Annotated in this window: 12 protein-coding genes and 1 pseudogene; 2 read left to right on the forward strand and 11 right to left on the reverse strand. The window is 45.7% G+C overall.

The genetic code is table 11. The features are described from left to right. Positions 1 to 27 precede the first annotated feature (27 nt). The 11 genes and pseudogenes from B3F51_RS00280 to B3F51_RS00330 all read right to left on the reverse strand — a co-directional run bounded on the left by B3F51_RS00280 (position 28) and on the right by B3F51_RS00330 (position 15,303). The gene (locus B3F51_RS00280) at positions 28 to 690 is read right to left on the reverse strand and encodes a chloramphenicol acetyltransferase (RefSeq protein WP_228878621.1); all 663 of its coding nucleotides are present in this window, start codon (positions 688 to 690) and stop codon (positions 28 to 30) included. Next, a complete protein-coding gene (locus B3F51_RS00285) occupies positions 665 to 1,030 on the reverse strand; it encodes a GIY-YIG nuclease family protein (RefSeq protein ID WP_228878623.1) in 366 nt (121 codons plus the stop codon). Before B3F51_RS00285 ends, B3F51_RS00280 begins: the two co-directional genes overlap by 26 nt. Positions 1,031 to 1,064: 34 nt before the next feature. Next, the gene (locus B3F51_RS00290) at positions 1,065 to 1,667 is read right to left on the reverse strand and encodes a helix-turn-helix domain-containing protein (RefSeq protein WP_286944811.1); all 603 of its coding nucleotides are present in this window, start codon (positions 1,665 to 1,667) and stop codon (positions 1,065 to 1,067) included. 220 nt (positions 1,668 to 1,887) lie between these two features. After that, a complete protein-coding gene (locus B3F51_RS00295) occupies positions 1,888 to 5,976 on the reverse strand; it encodes a PEP/pyruvate-binding domain-containing protein (RefSeq protein WP_286944813.1) in 4,089 nt (1,362 codons plus the stop codon). 572 nt (positions 5,977 to 6,548) lie between these two features. Next, positions 6,549 to 7,265 (reverse strand): annotated as a pseudogene (locus B3F51_RS00300) (amino acid ABC transporter ATP-binding protein); the annotation flags it as partial. Continuing rightward, positions 7,262 to 10,252 carry an ABC transporter permease subunit gene (locus tag B3F51_RS00305; RefSeq protein ID WP_286944815.1) on the reverse strand — a complete coding sequence of 997 codons (2,991 nt, stop codon included), beginning with the start codon at positions 10,250 to 10,252 and terminating at the stop codon, positions 7,262 to 7,264. The pseudogene B3F51_RS00300 and the gene B3F51_RS00305, both read right to left, overlap by 4 nt. 122 nt (positions 10,253 to 10,374) lie before the next feature. After that, complete coding sequence (locus tag B3F51_RS00310; RefSeq protein WP_070370794.1) at positions 10,375 to 10,785, reverse strand: ATP-binding protein; 411 nt, start codon at positions 10,783 to 10,785, stop codon at positions 10,375 to 10,377. Further along, positions 10,782 to 11,384 (reverse strand): hypothetical protein, encoded by a 603-nt coding sequence (locus tag B3F51_RS00315; protein WP_286944816.1) that lies wholly within the window; start codon positions 11,382 to 11,384, stop codon positions 10,782 to 10,784. The genes B3F51_RS00310 and B3F51_RS00315 overlap by 4 nt, the downstream gene beginning before the upstream one ends. After that, a complete protein-coding gene (locus B3F51_RS00320; protein WP_148638552.1) occupies positions 11,381 to 11,935 on the reverse strand; it encodes a GNAT family N-acetyltransferase in 555 nt (184 codons plus the stop codon). Before B3F51_RS00320 ends, B3F51_RS00315 begins: the two co-directional genes overlap by 4 nt. 3 nt (positions 11,936 to 11,938) lie before the next feature. Continuing rightward, positions 11,939 to 13,561: a SpoIIE family protein phosphatase gene (locus tag B3F51_RS00325; protein ID WP_286944817.1), complete on the reverse strand. Its 1,623-nt coding sequence runs from the start codon at positions 13,559 to 13,561 to the stop codon at positions 11,939 to 11,941. A 14-nt stretch (positions 13,562 to 13,575) separates the two neighbouring features. Next, positions 13,576 to 15,303, reverse strand: a complete 1,728-nt coding sequence (locus tag B3F51_RS00330; protein ID WP_286944819.1) for an MATE family efflux transporter — start codon at positions 15,301 to 15,303, stop codon at positions 13,576 to 13,578. A 361-nt stretch (positions 15,304 to 15,664) separates the two neighbouring features. Here B3F51_RS00330 and B3F51_RS00335 point away from each other — a divergent pair, with 361 nt between their 5' ends. Beyond that, on the forward strand, positions 15,665 to 16,342 hold the full coding sequence (locus B3F51_RS00335; RefSeq protein WP_286944821.1) for a response regulator transcription factor: 678 nt from the start codon (positions 15,665 to 15,667) through the stop codon (positions 16,340 to 16,342). Beyond that, entirely contained in the window at positions 16,342 to 17,652 is a 1,311-nt protein-coding gene (locus B3F51_RS00340; protein WP_286944823.1) for a sensor histidine kinase, read from the forward strand. The genes B3F51_RS00335 and B3F51_RS00340 overlap by 1 nt, the downstream gene beginning before the upstream one ends. The last annotated feature ends 2 nt before the right edge of the window (positions 17,653 to 17,654 follow it).

The raw sequence follows: 17,654 nt of genomic DNA on the forward strand, positions 1-17,654 counted from the left end.
CAATTTAGTTGGTCAAAAACACTCTTGTCATAGCCCAATCCACTGTTCGGGGTGATTCATCGCATCCTGAAATTTTTCCAAAAATAAACCCACATGATAACCATCAGCAACTGCGTGGTGAACAGTGATCGAAAAGGGCATCATTTTCCGGCCCTCTTTTTGAAAAAAACGGCCCGCCTGCAAGATCGGAAAATAATAATCGGCCTTCGCATAGGGGACTGGTGAATAACTAGTAAATTGAGTCCACGGCACCATCCCCACCATAAAGCTATTCGGCGGCGGCAGCTCTGGTTTGGCCAAAATCCCGTGATTCCCAGAATATCGTTTTTGATCTTCCATATAGTTGTGATAAAAGACTTCAAAATCCGGATCATATTCTGTCCACATATTTGACATGGTTTTGTCATCCTCATGAAAACAGGCATAAGAAGGATGTAAGACCTCATAATACCCCAGCTGATCGGCCGTTTTAGCAACCCGAAATTCCGGCTGCTCGGTAATCAGTTTTGCCGTCAGATAGAGATAGGCCGGAAAAAACTTCTTTCCAGCTTTTTTAATTAGATGATACGCCTCTGTCATATCGATCTCCACACTCATACTAAATCCAGTCGGCAGCATTTCAGTAAAATAATAAAAGTATGGTCGTCGATCCCAGGTTTCAAAATCAATGAGATGTAATTGCGTGTTCATTTATTCGTTCTTCCTTTTGTTTATCAATCCAGATTTCAAGCAATATTGCAATGTCATCACTAAACTCTGCCTCGCTCTGCGTTTCACCTTTTTTTATTTCTTCCAGAACGACAAATGAAAAGGATTTGGCGCCATAGGCTTTCCAATCTTCCAGCATTGCGGGCTCCGGGCACGAATTCGTGGCAACAGCAAAGCCAAAGCGGTTTTGTTGTCCGACCATATTTTGGGTCGATTTTATCCAAATCCGGTCATTTCCACTGCATTTTATGCCATAAATGCCCCCGACAACCCTTCTGTTTTTATAGTTCTCTTTTAATTCTTTTTTTGATCGTGTTTCCATAAACCTAATTCTCCTAAACCTGTATCTATTTTGCTTACAGCACCCAAAGACCATCTTTGCTGCAATAATAGTACATTTTGCTGCCAAACTTTTTACTCAGCTTGCCGCCACTCATTTTCGGCAGTCGCAGGGCCGCCGGCTGCTCCGGATAAAGCCTGACAAACAAGCTGCGATCACTTGATACATAGGCCACAAAAGAAATAAAATGGGCCTTGGTCATTTCGTGATCAAAGGTAATATAATATTCTCCATCGTCATCCTGGATGGTTACTCTGTGTTTTTCATCGGCTGGTTTTGCCACCAGTGGTGCCAGTTTGCGACCGCAGCAGGAAAGCTCGGCATCGCCAGTGGTGCTGATTACGTTGCCACAGTTGGGACAAACATAAAATTTTATTCGCTTCAAGTTTCCTGTTTCCATATCATTCAGTTCCAGATCTCCCAATAGTATTTTTTCAATATTTACCTCAAACAGTTGTGAAAGTTCTCCCAGCAGGGATACATCTGGACAACCCAGGCCCCGCTCCCATTTGGAGATGGTCTTATCACTGAGGTGCATCCGCTCAGCAACCTGTTTCTGGGTCATCGCCTTTTCGCTTCGTAAGGCCTTTAGTAGGTAGCCTACCTTATTACAATCCAATTGTCGTACCTCCATATGAACTATAGTAATTGATCGATGGAATTTATTCAATCGACGCTCCGTAGAGTTTCGGCTGTTTCTGCTGTCACGATCAAACACGCTTCCCTAAAAAGAACTCGCAATTATTTCTACTGATCGTTTTCGATATAACGAAAACCATCTCACTTATTCGTATTCGTTTTCGTTATATCGTAATCTATTATCAAGTTAACTCCCATGCTTAAATCTCACCGATCTCATAATTCCCCTTGTAAATATTCCCCAGCCCACCGTCGATGGAGATGGGATCTCCCGATTTAAAGCGATGTCCATTGATGGTACATTCTTTGGTTGAATCATTGACTTCCAGCCCCTTACATTTAACAATACAAACCTTACCAACGCTGGCAGCCGCCACGGCAGCATGGGAGGTGACCCCGCCCTTGGCGGTGATCAGCCCGTCGCAGACAAAAATTAAGGGAATATCATCCGGAACCGTATCCGGTCGCACCAGAATAATTTTGGCCTCGGGACAGTGTCGTTTTAAATCCTCCATATCCGCCATATCAAAGGCCAAAAGCCCGGACAACACCGCACTGCTCATGCCGATGCCGTGACCAACCAGTTCCATTTCGTTGGGTGCTGGCAGAAAACTGGAAAAAGCTGTCTGTTTTTTGAGGTTCTGATTCCTCGTCTGGAGAATATATAGATCTTCCGGGTTATCAGACTCAAAGGTAAACTCTATTTCCTGGTGGACAAAACCATATTCTTCGATCAGTCGAACCGCATAACGCGTCAGTGCCTGGTAGATATTGGGAAAGCCCGATTCCAAGGACAGACTGCTGTCCCGATAATCCCGTTTTCTTTGTGCCTCGCTAATCGGCAGGGTATTGACCAGGCCGGAAACCACATCTTCACCCTGACTGCAGAGGGCAAAATCACCGTAAAGATTGATCCCGGCGCAGCCGTTAAAAGGACTACTGGTAAATACCACCCCAGTACCAGAGCGGGCCGAACGGTTGCCCAGCACCATTTTCTGAACCACCACAGCGGTGCCCCAGTCCTTTGCAATCTGCAGATGATCCCGATAGTAGACGGCACTTTCCGAAAACCATGAATCCAAAACCGAGCCAATGGCCTGTTTCAGCTGCTTGAAGGGGTCGTTTTCAATTTCGATTTGATAGTCCGTTAAAACCATTTTATAGCTAAAAGCAATGGTTCTCATCTGCTCGGGACTGAAGTTGATTTTTAGCGTCACGCCCCACTGCTGTTTATATTCCAGCATCACCCGGTCAAACACATCCCGGTCAATGCCATAGGCCATCCCCCAACTCTGCAAAAAGCGCCGATAACAATCCCAAGCCGTCCAACCATAGCCCTGCTGTTGGCTGAATGCGGCCGCGATTTCATCATTCATGCCAACGTTTAAAAATGTTTTCATGGCCCCGGGCAAAGAAATGGATGAACCCGAGCGGATCGAAAAGAACAGCGGATTTTCGGCACTGCCAAAGGTTTGGCCGGTGATCGTCTCAATCATTGCAATATGTTTTTGGATCTGCCAATCCATATCCCGCCGCATATCCGGATGGCCCTCAATGGTTTCCTTGTGCCGGAATACTTCGGTGGTGATCACAAATCCCGGCGGAACATGAAAGCCATAGTTGATCAGCTTCTTCAAAAAATAAGCCTTGGCCCCCAGAAAAACCGGGTTATCAATAGCAAGCGTGGCTTCGGTCAGGAGGCTAAACGAAATATCCGGGTCGTATGTCAGCATGCTTTCAATAAAGGAACTGGAATAGTTTTTCATCAGGCTTCTCAGCCCGCTGATGGTGTCGGTGATAAAGTTATCCAGATCCTGAACCAAAAAAGCAGTTGACAGGTTGTCCCGGAGGAATTTCTCAGATTCGATATGATAGAGTCGGCGCTCATCGCCAACCACTTTTTGTTGCTTTGCCACCAGAATCTGAGGAATAATAACCCGCATCGGAATCTCAAAAAGATCGAAAAAGTATTCGCTGATAATTTGTTTGATATCATTGGCCATAAACTGAAAAATATTGATATATTGATGGATCGAAAAGCTGGGCGAGGCCAGCCCGAATTTCAGCATATCGAGATGAGAATTAAGCCCCTGATTAACAATTCCGTCCAGCTCCAGGCCATCCTTAAACAGCAGCAGAATATGATAAATCTGACGAAAGGTTTTGGCCGTAATGTACTCAGCGTTAAAGGGCTGGGTAATCTGGGTCATCAGTTTGACTACGGTTCGTTCGAGCCGATACATCAGCCCCAGTGCATCAAATTTGGGCTCCACATATTCGCCATACATCGAGGGAATATCGGCGGCGATATGGCGCTTGTAATATATGTTTTCAGAGGCTTCGCTGGGACGGGGATCCAGAATAATCGTTTTAAGGCGGTTCATATGCTGATAAATCTGGCGGATCGCCGCTTCCTGATCATTTTGTTTCAGGCAGTTTTTTAATTCACTCAGATCACCAGTCAGATTGGGGCTGTAACCGCTGAGCATGGCCAGCACATCATCAAATTCAAAGGAGTACTTTTCCAGCAGCAGGAAATAAACCCGAAAAAGATCGAGTACCCGCTTGTTGTCCAGCCCCTGTTCCGAACCAAACCGGTGCAATCCCGCCCGGATCGCCTCAATATCCAGACGTAACAGCCCAACCGGGGTGGTTTCCAGCTCCTGACACAGCCCGATCATCGTGTCATGGGGTCGGCTAAACCACTTGCTTTGAGGATCAAGACTTTCATAAATTTCCTGGGGAATCAGCTCCTTTAGCGGTTCCTTATTGCCATCATACCAATAGGTAATGATTTTCCGGGCCAGATCAATATGCGTATTGTTACTTTCGATATGGATCTGTTTGCGCATAAAATGAATCAGTCGATCCTTGCGCCGGGAGGCCTCATCAATGGCAGTGGTCACATCCCGGAGCTCGCCCTCGGCGCCGATTTCTTTGAAATAGACCGGAAATATCCGGGCCAGCTGCTTGATTTCGCGGTAAACCGGGGTGATCTGACTGTTAAGCAGCCGGGTAATATCCCGCTGAAACAGATCGGTGTCCGAAATAAAGATCCCCCCCAGCTTGAGGTTGACAATCAGCGCCGCCAACAGCTCCCGCATCGCCCGAGGATCTTCCTCGATTAATTCCAGCCAGACCCGAATATTTTTAACGTGGTTCGAATCAATCAGAATCTGCCAGTCACTATTGAGACTTAATTTCCCCGGAGCGTTAAAACCCAGTCCGATCAGCGCTTTGGTAAAATAATCGATATTGGCTCGATCCCCGGTGGCAATGATTTCTTTACCCAACGTCAGCAGACAGTCCAGCACGGTATCGCCATGCTCCTGCCTGAGTTCCTGAAACTCGGCCATGATGGTGTTGATAAATTCGGTAATATCCTGGGAATCCAGTTCATCAAAAATATTGCCCAGATTCCGGTTGATATCATAGATCAGATGGTCGTTCAGAGTTGCCATGCCCGGTAAATGCAGGAGATAATACAGATAATAGATGGTTTCGATATGAGTCGGAAATTTTTCTGAAAAACTGCGGAAATAGTTGGCGATGTCATTGAAGAACAGCTGCTCCTGAAGTTCCGGCCAATGAATCGCCTGTTGGCGACGGGTTCTGAGGGCTTCAAAAAATGCCTGCCCAATGGCCTCAATATCGGTTGCCTGTAGATGGGGGAACAATTTCTGCCGGGAGTTAAACCAAACCTCAGCCTGAGAGCTTTGCTCCCAGAAATCAATGCACTGATCCAGAAGATGTGCAACGATCGCTTCCAGAATTTCAGCAAATTCAGGCTCTGCTGCCACCTTATTGAGATAAATTTTGAACACACCGGAATTCTTGACATAAAGCAGTTCATGCTGAGCCATATCCTCCTTAAGGACATCGATACATAAAAAAATAACCGCTTTGGGATACGCATCAAAACTGGCCAGCCGATCCATAAAACGGATCAGAACCTGGCTGAGCAGCGTCCGCTGGCTGTCTTTGAGCTTGGATCGCAGCACTGAGCGGATTATCTCCACCAGAACGGTGAAAGCCTGTTCTGACTCCGGTAGATCATGATAGAGCCAGATATCACCCAGACAAATGGTCTGCAGCGACTCGATGACATAGCGATTATTACGATATTTATGATTGAGCTCGATTAAAAATTCCTGGGTCCGTTTATGAATCCCCCAGTACTCTTTTGATAATTCACCGAACCACTGCTGTTGCTCCGGGATTTCAATATGGGTTTCCCGGGTCTGATTAAGATTGGCCTCTAAGGCCTTTGAAGAAAACACGTTAGCCATTTTATTATCCCCCTGATTCAATCTATTTGGGTAAATGTCGGCTTTACCTTTTCCTCAGTATAGCATAATCACTCGCCGAATTGAAACCGTTTTCGCAGCCAATCCTATTTATTTACTACGTCAAACGCCTCCGAATCGGCTTTGATTCGGAGGCGTTTGGTAAAATCATCGTTCGTCGAGCGCAACGTGAGTTATTTTTGTTGGGCTGGTTAAATAATTACCTTAACCGTATTTCGGCCCGCTTCATGACTAACGTCAAGTGATTTTGCATAGTTATGGATAATCGCCAGGGATAGTTCATTTTCATCGCCCTGCTCCAGATCATAGGCGTCCCCGGAAAAACTGGCCTGGATGGCGATCTCTCCGCTTAAATCCGAATACTCAACTAAAAGTGTGACACTGGCTCTGGGAAAGGCCCGCAATAGAATGGCCAGCACCAGTTCTTCACAAACCAGCTGGACATTCATAATCCGCCGATCGGAAAACATCTGTTTTTTAAGGAAGCTTTCGATTTTGGCATTAAGTTCATAAAGATCAAAGCCGCTGCCTGCCGCCGTGTATTCAAAGGCTGAAATCTTCCGGATAAAGGCCCGGGTCTTGGGCTTCTGTGGATGGTCAAAAATTTCTGCCGGTACTCCGTCTTCGTAAATGCCCTGCTCATCCATATAGAAGACCCGGCTGGAAACATCCCGGGCAAACTTCATCTCATGGGTTACAATCATCATTGTCATCCCGGTTGATGCCAGCTTGCGGATCACCCCCAGCACTTCGCTGACCATGGTCGGATCCAGGGCCGAGGTGGGCTCATCAAAGAGCACCACCTCGGGTTTCATCGCCAGAGTTCGGGCGATCGCCGCCCGCTGTTTCTGGCCGCCGGATAATTCGTCCGGAAAGGCCAGCGCTTTTGACCGCAGCCCGACCATTTCCAGATAGGCCAGCCCTTCTTCATAAGCTTGCTGACGCGGGATTTTGAGTAGATTAACCGGCCCCAGCATCAAATTTTCGATGATCATCAGGTGGGAAAAGAGGTTAAAGGACTGAAAAACCATCCCCATTTTCTGGCGTAATTTTGCTACATCGGCATTTTTATCGAGAATATTCTGCCCTTCAATATAAATTTCTCCAGCAGTCGGCTTTTCAAGCAGATTAATGCACCGCAAAAAAGTCGACTTACCACAGCCCGACGGCCCGATAATCGAGATCACCTCGCCTTTTTTAATCTCGGTGTTGATATCCTTTAGCACCTGTAGCTGACCATAGCTTTTCGACAGATCTTTTATTTCAATCATTTTTGCACCTCAACAACTTCTGCGTCAATCTCAACAACGCCTTTGACTACCCGTTTCCGGCGTTTGGGGTCAATCTGTACTTCAATCTTTCCCAGTAACAAAATAAACAGGTAGGTGATGACAAAATAGATCGCCGCCGTTACCACCAGTGGAAAAAACGCTTCAAAGGTCCGGCTTCGGATAATATCGGTCATCTTGGTCAAATCCTGGATAGCAATATAACCGACCACCGAGGTCATTTTTACCATACTGATAAATTCGCCTTTAAAAATCGGCAGAATGTGCCGTAGCGCCTGGGGCAGGGTGACTTTAAAAAAGCTGGCCACTCTGGTAAACCCCAGTGCGTAGGCAGCCTCCAACTGCCCTTTATCGGTGGCGTCAATGGCGGTTCTGAAAATTTCTGCCGAATAGGCGGCAAAATTAATCGAAAACCCAACCACCGCAATCAGTACCGGATGGATGTCCACCGAAGCAAAAATAATATAGTAAAGGATCATCAACGTCAAAACAATCGGCACGCCCTGAATCAGCCGAATATAAACGACCGCCAGGCCTGAAATCAGGCCCACCCGGGAACGACACATCGCACAGATGAGGGCCCCTAATAAACTACCAAAGAGCAATGACAACAGCGAAATGACAATCGTCGTTGAAAGTCCCTCCAAAATCAGTTGATACCGGTCTTCAACAACAAAAGTCTTGTTAAAGCTCTCCCCCAATGACGCTATCATGCCAGCCCATTGTTGTCCTCCTGTCGAAGCAGCCACTGCCTGATTTCTGACAATCGCCACAGCCTGATCAGACTTTAGTGGTGTCAAAAAACGAATCGATGCAGCCCGTTCCGGAGTATACGCAAGATAGAAGGCCAGATCAATTTTTCCTGACGTGATACTAGGAATGATCGCTGAAAAATCCATTGGCTTTATCTCCACGTTCATTCCCATCCTGGCAGCCAGACTACGTGCCAGATCAACTTCAAGACCAACCAGTTCGTTATCCTTATAATAGGAATACGGATAATCGTCGCCTAAAACTCCGGCTATCAGGGTTCCTTTCTCGCCAGTCAGATCAACCGGCGTCAGCACTTTTTGGTCTTCGTTTTCGCCCATCCATTTTTCGGTCATCGCTTTTAAACTGCCATCATCGATCATTGTTTTAACCGTGGCATCAAGGGCATCGCCGAGCTGGGTATTGGTCTTACTGACTCCGATTGATGACGAGATATCCGCATAAGGCGGCAATGCAATCAGATCAGGGTTCTGCTCAATAATTTCGGCAACCTTTGACTGACTTGTCAGCAGCGCATCGATTTTTTTTGATTTTAGCGCTTCAAGCATCGACGAAAAATCATTGAATTCATATTCATCAGCCTGATAAAGTGGTCGAAAATTGTCAATATGAACCATCCCGGTAATAAAACCAACCCGCTTGCCATTCAGCTCCTCATTGGTTTTAATGGATTGATCAACCATTGACGCTGCCGCCATATCTTTTCTGATCAAAGCACTGTTGTGCAAGACCACATAGGCATCCGTGTAGAGCACCTCTTGCCCCCGCTCATCAGTCTTAAAGAAGTCAGAAATAATCACATCGCCCTTCCCGCTTTGGAGGGCTGGAATCATCGCCTGATAATCCATGGTAATGATTTCATAATCGAGATTGGCATAACTGGCAAAGCGTTTCATAAATTCAACATCAAAGCCAGTCAGTTGTCCATTTTCATAATAGTTCATCGGTTCGGTTAAACCATTGGTAATAATCGTGATTTTTTTCTCCGGATTTTGGGGCTTGGGTATATCCGGCATTTCCCCACCGGTGTTATTTATCCACCGCTTCACCATCGCTGCTGCCGTACCATCGGCCTGATATTGTTTAATAAAAGCATTGAGCTGCTCATTCATGGCCGTATCATCAAGTCGGACAACAGCGGCAATCTCGATATTGCCCAGCTCTTCGTCAAGCTTGACCAGATCCGGGTTGCTTAACAAAATCCGATCAACCCCAGAGCTATCATAAATCACAGCGGTCACCTTACCGCTTTTAAGCGCCGCCACCCCATCCATAAACTGAGTAAAGTAGGAAATGTCAGCATTGGGCATCAGTTCTTTAGCCACCTCTTCCGGCGGAGTTCCCTCCGGTACGCCAATGGTGTAGCCAGCTTTATTCAGATCACTGCAACTGTTGATCGTTTTCTGACTGCTCTGAGCACCTTCAGTTGCTGCCTGTCGATCGGCCTTGACAACAAAAACCTGGGGATTGGGAAAATAACCAGCGGTAAAATCGACCTTTTCCGATCGCTCCGGGGTGTTATACATGGCCGCAACCACATCACTATTTCCCGATTGGAGACTGTCAATCATCGCTTTAAAGTCCATATCCTGAAATTCGACCTGCATCCCCAGTTCATATGCGATGCGGCTCAGTAATTCCACATTCATCCCGGTTAGCTCCCCATCCTGAACAAAACACCGGGGCTCAGTCAGGGATGTGACGGCTACCCGCAATACCGGGCCGCTGACATTTTTGGGCACGTCAACAATTTCATAGTCGCCGCCCGCTTCCGGAAACCAGTGACCTTTAATTTCCTCCATGGTGCCATCGCTTAAATAGCGGTTCAACACCGCATTAAGTTTCTGGTTAAGCTCCGTATTCTCTTTCTTAAGGGCCATTGCTGTCACTTCATCAGTCAGTGCTTCTGGTAACACCATGGTTCCTTCGTTACTCTTTACAAAATTTCGTGCTGTTGCATAATCCATGATGGCATAATCAATTTTTCCCGCCATCAAGGCCGCTGACTCATCCACGTAATTGTTGAAGCGGTTGATTTCGGCCTCGGGGTATTTTTCTGGTGCCAGTGATTCGCTCACGGTTCCAATCAGCGTTCCAATTTTGGCCGTTTCCACCGGTGGAAGGGGCGTCACCGTCTGACTGCATCCGGCCAGCAATACTATCATTACGACGCATAAGCCTATAAAAATGCGTTTCATCAATCGCCTCCATTTTTCATTATTATTAGTTTCAAAGAAATCCCAGTGCTTTTTTCGGCCTAAATCGACCAGCTCTCGTATTTAGTTCTTATCTGCTCTTCATCTCAAAACAAGAGCCTGATTTAGGATACCAGTTTTTTAATGGTTAAAATGTTTTTGTTTTCTTCAAAACGATAGTCTACGGCATCCATACTTTTTTTAACCATCAGCACCCCTAGACCGCCAATTTGCCGTTCTTCGGCGGTTAAGGTAATATCCGGATCGGGATTTTCCAGGGGGTTAAAGGGATCGCCCTGATCAATAAACTGAATTTCCACCAAGGGCGGTTCCCCATAATTATCAACTTGAATGATGACGTTGCCGTCATCCGGAGCATAGGCATAGTTGGCAATGTTCACAAAAATTTCTTCCGCAGCCAAATCAATCTGAAAGATCATTTTCATACTGGCCCCAGCCGTCTCCAATTCGGTATCGATAAATTCAAGCACCTCCGGCAACTTATCTGTCGATGCATTTACAGTTAATTTCTTCATCTTATCTGATCTCCTTTACTGTTGTTCAACAAATCCACCAAAACGCCCAGAACTTCAATCGTCTTGATGGAATGGAATCCAAGCCTTTGATAAAAGTAGTTATTATCTTTTATGTTGCTGTTTTCAAGATAGATGGGACAATCCCTGAATTTTTCAATCGCATAGTCCATCAGGGCCCGCCCCGCCCCCCGATAGACTGAACCGATCATGAAGAGATAGTGATGTTCCTGATTATAATGGTAGCGTTCGGTAATCAGGGTTTCATTCCTCAGCCGGATCATACTTTTTAACTGAATCAGTAAAAAAAATTTGATTATTTGACCAATCATTCCACTGACAAAAACACTGCGGATACTAAAAAAAGGTTTTCCTTTATGATTCCAGATTGATGCCCCAACAATTTTTTCGTCAACAACCGCCACATGGATTTCGCCATTGCGATTATAGTACTCCACCATCAGTCTGATATAGCGGCATAAATCTTTCTCATTCTGAAAAACTGCCAGGTACAAGGGATCACCCTTAAAGGCCTGACCCAAGACTGCCGCAACCTCTTCGAGACGATGTTGATCCAGCTTTTTATCGCTTATTGTGATCATAACTGCCCCAAAACGAGCTCTTGATCGAGTTCAAAAAGAGTCGTCTGATTTCTTGTCCAGATTGCTTGGCCGCCTAAATTTGACATACTTTTGCATCCTTCATTTGTTATTGCAAAACAAAACACCCGCTCAATTGGGAAGCCCTGATTCTGCTTTTGCTTAAGATAATCCCAGAGTTGATCATGCAACTGCTTCGAGATGCCCTGATGCCGGAAAATCTCATCCACCGCCAGATCCAGGATCAGGATGTAATTACCCCTTCCTTTCTCCAGCGGTACTACCTCATTTTCATTCAGATTGTCGTCGATATATTCCTGATTCGACACCGCCCGCTGATAGACGGATTCATCGACCCCAAAAAAGCTGATAAAGCCTGCCAGAGTATCACCTTCATATGCTGCAATAATCCCTTCCGGGAACTTTACAAAGCGCTTTAACGCCATCCCCTGATTGGTTAAAATGTCATCCCCATAAATTTTGCAATCCAGATCAAGAATCGCCTGAAATGCTTCTATTGACAATTCCTGCCCCACTTTAATGGTGATCTCCATCTGCTACGCCTCAAGCTTGAAGCCCAGCATGGTGATGTCGTCAAATTGCGGTTCCTGATCGGCAAACTCATCCACATCCGCAAGAATGTCAGCGCACAGCGCTTTAATATCATGCTCTTTTTTTGCCGCCACCAATGTTTGTAGCCGTTCCAGTCCATAAAACTCTTTTTTGGTATTATTCGCTTCAGGAATTCCATCGGTGTAGAGATAAATAATATCCCCTTTTTCAATTTTTGATTCATTCATCTTATACTTGGCCGTTTCAATCCCGGCACAAACAAAGCCTTTTTTGCCAGTCAGCATTTCAACCTGACCATCTTTTTTCCAGATTATTGCCGGATCATGACCGGCATCACACCACTGGAATACCCCCGTTTTGACGTTGATAATGGCAATCAGCAGGGTCACAAACATACCCTGTTCGTTGTTATTACACAGGGTGACATTGGCTTCGGTCATCACTTCGTCCACCGGCAGGCGTCGGAGCACTAGATCTTTCACCGTGGCTTTGGCCATGGCCATAAACAGTGCCGCTGGCACCCCTTTACCGGAAACATCACCGATGGTAATACAGAAATGGTCATCATCGACAAAAAAGAAATCATAAAAGTCGCCGCCGACGTCCTTGGCCGCCCGCATTGAGGCATACAGGGTAAACTCGTTCCGGTCGGGATATTCAAAGTTCCGGGGCAGCATCCCTTCCTGAATCAGAGTAGCAATGCGAAGCTCGGTCTCAATTCGCTCTCGCTCCGAGGTGACTGTCGTCAGCTCATTAATATAACGAATAATGTCACTGGTCATCTTATTAAAGGCTTCGGCCAGAATTTCGATTTCATCCCCAGTTTTAACATCGATATTCAAAGCCACAATCTCACTTAAGTTCTCATCAACATTGGTATTAACAAAATCCGTGGCGTTATCGACAATCACCTGTAGCGGATCAATAATCGACTTATTGAGAAACAGCAGATAAATGGTGATAAACAAAATTAAGATCAGGGCCGCAATGGATGACACCAGAATGATGTATTTAAAAAGGGTTGCGTTGATTTCCTTCATGGACATATCGGCCCCGACTACTAAAACCGGATTACCCTCACTGTCTTTTAATACATTAAAGGCCGAAATCAGATAGCCAAACTCACTTTCATTGGTGATGACCACTTTAGGCGCATCCGGATCGGTAAACAATCGATTGGCAGCGTCAATATCTTCCTGGGGATAATAGTCCGTTCCCAGAAAATCACCAAGCCCAAAATGACCGGCCATCCCGGGCGTGGTTCCCTGACCAAACACCTTAAATCCTTCTGCGGTTGGTACATAGGCATAAAGATATTCCAGATGATTCTGTTCCTGCAATGTCTGAAATTCTTTAATCAATAGCTCATAGTCGGCATCAGGCTGTCCCGTTTCATAGTACTGATTGACCTTGTCCACCGGTACAAAAACAGATGCCGTTTTGACGAGTGAGGTGATATTTTCTTCATAACGCTTAAACATTGAGTCCCGATAACTGAAATAGGAAATCAACACAATCACCAGCGAAAGCACCAGTGCCAAAATCATACTGGCTGAGGCGAACTTTGTTTTTAGGCTGATGCGACGAATATTCTTTTGATCTTTCATTCTTGCCACCTTTTTTATAGAATAATAAGTAAATTGTTAAATACCAGCGTCCGATTATAGGCAAAGGATTTTGCTTTCTTGCGGACAATCGATACCCCCAAATAATCCAGGGCTTCATCGGGTTTTTCCGATTCTTCAAAGGGATTATAGCTGGTGCTGTCATCCCGGAGCCTGATGTAGATGTCCTCCTCAAACAGGGCAATTTTTATATGTATATAATGGGGTTTCCCGTCATTGAAGCCGAAATTAATGATATTAGCTGCCAGCTCTTCAATGGTCAGATTGATAAAGTAAGCATTTTTGCTGTCGATATCCAGGCGTTCACAAAAAGCTTCGATCTCTAGCACACATTTTTCCAGCTCCTTTATATCCGCCGAAAGGGTGGTTTCATAAAGATTGTCTTTACTGATTACCGGCTCCCGAAACAGTAAAATATTTCGGTACCCCCCTTGTTTTTTGAGCACCAGGGCCGCAAAAAGCAGGATCACCATGGTCACGGTTTCTGCTGCCACCATCGCCAGTGCTGTCCCGACGACGCCAAACGCCGGAATTAACCAGGCGCAAAAGGCGACCAGCAGCAAAAACCCCCGCAAAAAATAAATAATCCCTGCCAGCGTCGGCCGCTTAATGGTCTGATAAAAATGGGCCATAACGCAGTTAAAACAGGTCTGCACCACCCCCAAAGCAAAGATCCGGATGGTCTGGGCTACTAGCGGCAGGTTATCAGTCACCCCAAACATTGCTGCAATCGGCTCGGCCAAAATTAGTAACAACAGGGCACATAAGCTACTAAGCAAAACCGAGGTCTTTAAGGACAGGCTCATGGTGTCATAAACCCCTTCAGTATCCTTTTCCCCGGCAAAGGTTGCCACCAGCGGCGCCAGGGCCAGTGATATCCCATCAAAGATCGCATAGGCAAACAAGGAAACATTAAAGAGAATATTATAAACCGCCAGTCCCCCGACCCCAACCGTTGCACTGAGTAAATTGTTGATGACGACCAGGGTGATACCCTGATAAATAAAGGCCGAGGCGATTCCAAAACCGCCGTGAAAAAGCAGATAGCCAGCTTTGGGGCTCAGGGAAGTCTGCCCGAATTTAAGATGATTATGCTTTTTTAAAAAATGCATGCCATAAACGGCAATCGCACATAACTGTCCGATTATCATCGCCAGAGCGCCACCAAATACGCCCATATTCAGCCCAAAAATAAAGATAAGGTCCAGTACCAGATTGACGATCACCGAGACGCTAATACCCAAAGTGGACAAAAACGGATCAGCATCACTGCGAATCAACAGAGAGATTACCGGCGCCAAAATGAATATCGGTGCGGTGATGACAATCGGCCACATATAGTCTCTGGCTGCATCAATTTCGGCCCCGCCGGTGAGACCAATGATGGTCGGAAGATAGAGACTTCCCAACACGGCAATGGCCAGACCAACGATAGCAGCAAAAAATAATGCCTCGGTAAAATAGGCTCTGACCCCATCTTTATCCTCGGCGCCGATGGCCTCAGCTACTTTCAGAGAGCCACCAACACCAAAGGCATAACCGAACAGATTATAAACCATGTAGATCGGCATTGATACCGCCAGCACCGATAGTCCAACTTCTCCAAAAGCGTTCCCCAGAATAATGGCATCCACAAAGGTACCCAGCACCACTCCCGCTGAGGAAAGAATACTGTTGATGACAAATACGCGAAAAGCCTTGTTAACAAAATGTTGATTATTCATGATGCCCTCTCTCATTGCTTCCTTTTTTAGCCAGGATAGCCACACCCACTGGTTGCCGTTAAATGATCGACACGTCATTTTTGGTGATTAAATATATGATTGACTACAAACAAAATTGCCTGAACAGAATAAAGTTATACGAGGCTATTATAGCATATAAACGACTTTGATTGTCGAACATTTCTTTACTTCTGCTGTAAATTTTCTTACTCTTTGAATATTATACGTCATCACTGATGCTTATTTTTATAAGCCACTAAAATCACTGAATTCTTTATTTTTATTTTATATTTACCGGGTATCATTAATACGACTCACTTTTTCGATTATTTAATATTTACAAACGATGCGGAGGTCGAACATGCCCAAACAAATACTGGTCGCTGATGATGACAGCGATATTGCAGCAATCATTGCCGAGGTTCTGACGGACGAAGGCTATCTCGTCCACACTGCCAGTAATGGACTGGAAGTTCTGGATAAAATAAATACTCATGAAATCAGCCTGTTGATTTTAGATATTATGATGCCTGAAATGGATGGTCTGGAAGTTTTGACGCAGCTAAAAAGAGAAAGCAATACTCCGGTCATGATCCTCAGTGCCAAGGGCCGGGATATTGATAAGGTCATCGGTCTTCAAATCGGGGCCGACGATTACATGGCCAAACCTTTTTCCCTGGATGAATTGGTAGCCCGAGTTTCTGCCCATCTTCGCCGGGAACACCGTCGCGAAAAAATCAACGAAATAATCCGTCTGAGTACTATTGAACTGAGCAAATCCACCTTTCAGGTTTTTGTCAAAGGAACCCCAAAGGATTTTTCCACCAAGGAATTTCTGATTCTCAGCTACCTGATCGAAAACAAAGGTCAGGTTCTGACCCGGGAACAGATTTATGAAGCCGTCTGGAAAGATGCCTACGGCGGTGATATGACAACTGTCACAGTTCACATTAAAAATATCCGTTCAAAGCTGGGATGCGAAAGCAATCTTTTGGAAACCGTCTGGGGTGTCGGTTATCGTATGACAGGAGGTCACTGATGTCGATCCGCTTAAAACTCTCACTTTCCTTTATTTTGCTGTTTTTACTGGTCGTTGGTCTACTGTTGGCAAGCTTTTTCTTTTTTTATCGCGGCGACTATCGGGATGGTCTGGTGGCCGATCGGGAACATTATGAAGCCCTGGCCGCAGATCTCGTAAAGCAAGCGGCTTCACTTGAGGAAGCAGACATTATTGCACTCCTGGCCGCCCAGACTGAAAACGGGGATCAGATGCTGCTTCTTGATTCCAATAATCAGTTAATCTGGTCCAGTGGTGAGGCGCCGCTCAGTACCCGGCTCAGTGTCAAAGACTTTGTCATCCGTGATGATAAAGTACGCTACGCCCTACGGATCAATTATAATTTTCACAGCCGCAATCAGGTTATTGAAGACTACATTTTTCAGTATCTCTGGCTGATTATTCTTTTAATCATTGCCTTATTTATGTCCATTGCCTATTTCCTTCACCGCTCCATTACTTACCCGCTTTCGGTGCTTCATGACCGGATGATTCAGGATCCTTTGCAGATCAAAATTCAGGCACGACATTACCGCAATGACGAAATCGGCGAACTGGAAAAGCGCTACGATGATATGCTGGTTCGCTTACAATCCTCAGACCGGGAACAGCAGACCATGCTGGCGGCCATATCCCATGACTTACGAACCCCACTCACCTCAATTGCCAGCTATACCGATCGCCTCTCGTCGGGAAAAATCACTGATTCTCAAAAAATAAACCACTATTACGCTGTTATCCACCAGAAATCCGAGGATATTCGACTGCTGATTGATCAATTTCAGGAAGCCGCCCAAATTATTCATCACGATCACACCATGAACTTTGAGGTAGTAACGGCGGCTCGTTTCTGGCAATCCCTCCTGAATCCCTATCTGTCAGACTGGGATGATGTGGATGCCAGTATGGACTATAACAGTCACCTTTCCGACACTGCCCAAATTCAGGTCAACAAACCGGCCCTCCAGCGGGTGATCGGCAATATTCTTTGCAATGCCGTTAAATATGGGGGCCATCCACTTTTTGTTGATGTTCATCTGTTTCAAACAAAACACTGGCTAGTCCTAAAAATAGAGAATAACGGGCAACCGGTACCTGGTGAACAACTGCCGCTGCTTTTTGATCGATTTTACCGGATAGAAGCCTCCCGCTCCAAGGAAAAAGGGGGTAGCGGCTTAGGCTTGTACATCTGCCGGGAACTGATTACCCGGCATGGCGGCAGCATCCGGGCTTACCAGCCTACCCGGTATGATTTTGGCATTGAAATCCAACTACCGCTGATTAGTTCTTAATT

Origin of the sequence: Acetobacterium sp. UBA5834 (assembly GCF_002435675.1) — a bacterium.
Classification (GTDB): Bacteria; Bacillota; Clostridia; order Eubacteriales; family Eubacteriaceae; genus Acetobacterium; species Acetobacterium wieringae.

Excerpts from the sequence above, each read along its gene's own strand:
- B3F51_RS00280 (WP_228878621.1), bottom strand. The coding sequence starts at position 690 with ATGAACACGCAATTACATCTCATTGATTTTGAAACCTGGGATCGACGA.
- B3F51_RS00285 (WP_228878623.1), bottom strand. The coding sequence starts at position 1,030 with ATGGAAACACGATCAAAAAAAGAATTAAAAGAGAACTATAAAAACAGA.
- B3F51_RS00295 (WP_286944813.1), bottom strand. The coding sequence starts at position 5,976 with ATGGCTAACGTGTTTTCTTCAAAGGCCTTAGAGGCCAATCTTAATCAG.
- B3F51_RS00305 (WP_286944815.1), bottom strand. The coding sequence starts at position 10,252 with ATGAAACGCATTTTTATAGGCTTATGCGTCGTAATGATAGTATTGCTG.
- B3F51_RS00310 (WP_070370794.1), bottom strand. The coding sequence starts at position 10,785 with ATGAAGAAATTAACTGTAAATGCATCGACAGATAAGTTGCCGGAGGTG.
- B3F51_RS00315 (WP_286944816.1), bottom strand. The coding sequence starts at position 11,384 with ATGATCACAATAAGCGATAAAAAGCTGGATCAACATCGTCTCGAAGAG.
- B3F51_RS00320 (WP_148638552.1), bottom strand. The coding sequence starts at position 11,935 with ATGGAGATCACCATTAAAGTGGGGCAGGAATTGTCAATAGAAGCATTT.
- B3F51_RS00325 (WP_286944817.1), bottom strand. The coding sequence starts at position 13,561 with ATGAAAGATCAAAAGAATATTCGTCGCATCAGCCTAAAAACAAAGTTC.
- B3F51_RS00330 (WP_286944819.1), bottom strand. The coding sequence starts at position 15,303 with ATGAATAATCAACATTTTGTTAACAAGGCTTTTCGCGTATTTGTCATC.
- B3F51_RS00335 (WP_286944821.1), top strand. The coding sequence starts at position 15,665 with ATGCCCAAACAAATACTGGTCGCTGATGATGACAGCGATATTGCAGCA.
- B3F51_RS00340 (WP_286944823.1), top strand. The coding sequence starts at position 16,342 with ATGTCGATCCGCTTAAAACTCTCACTTTCCTTTATTTTGCTGTTTTTA.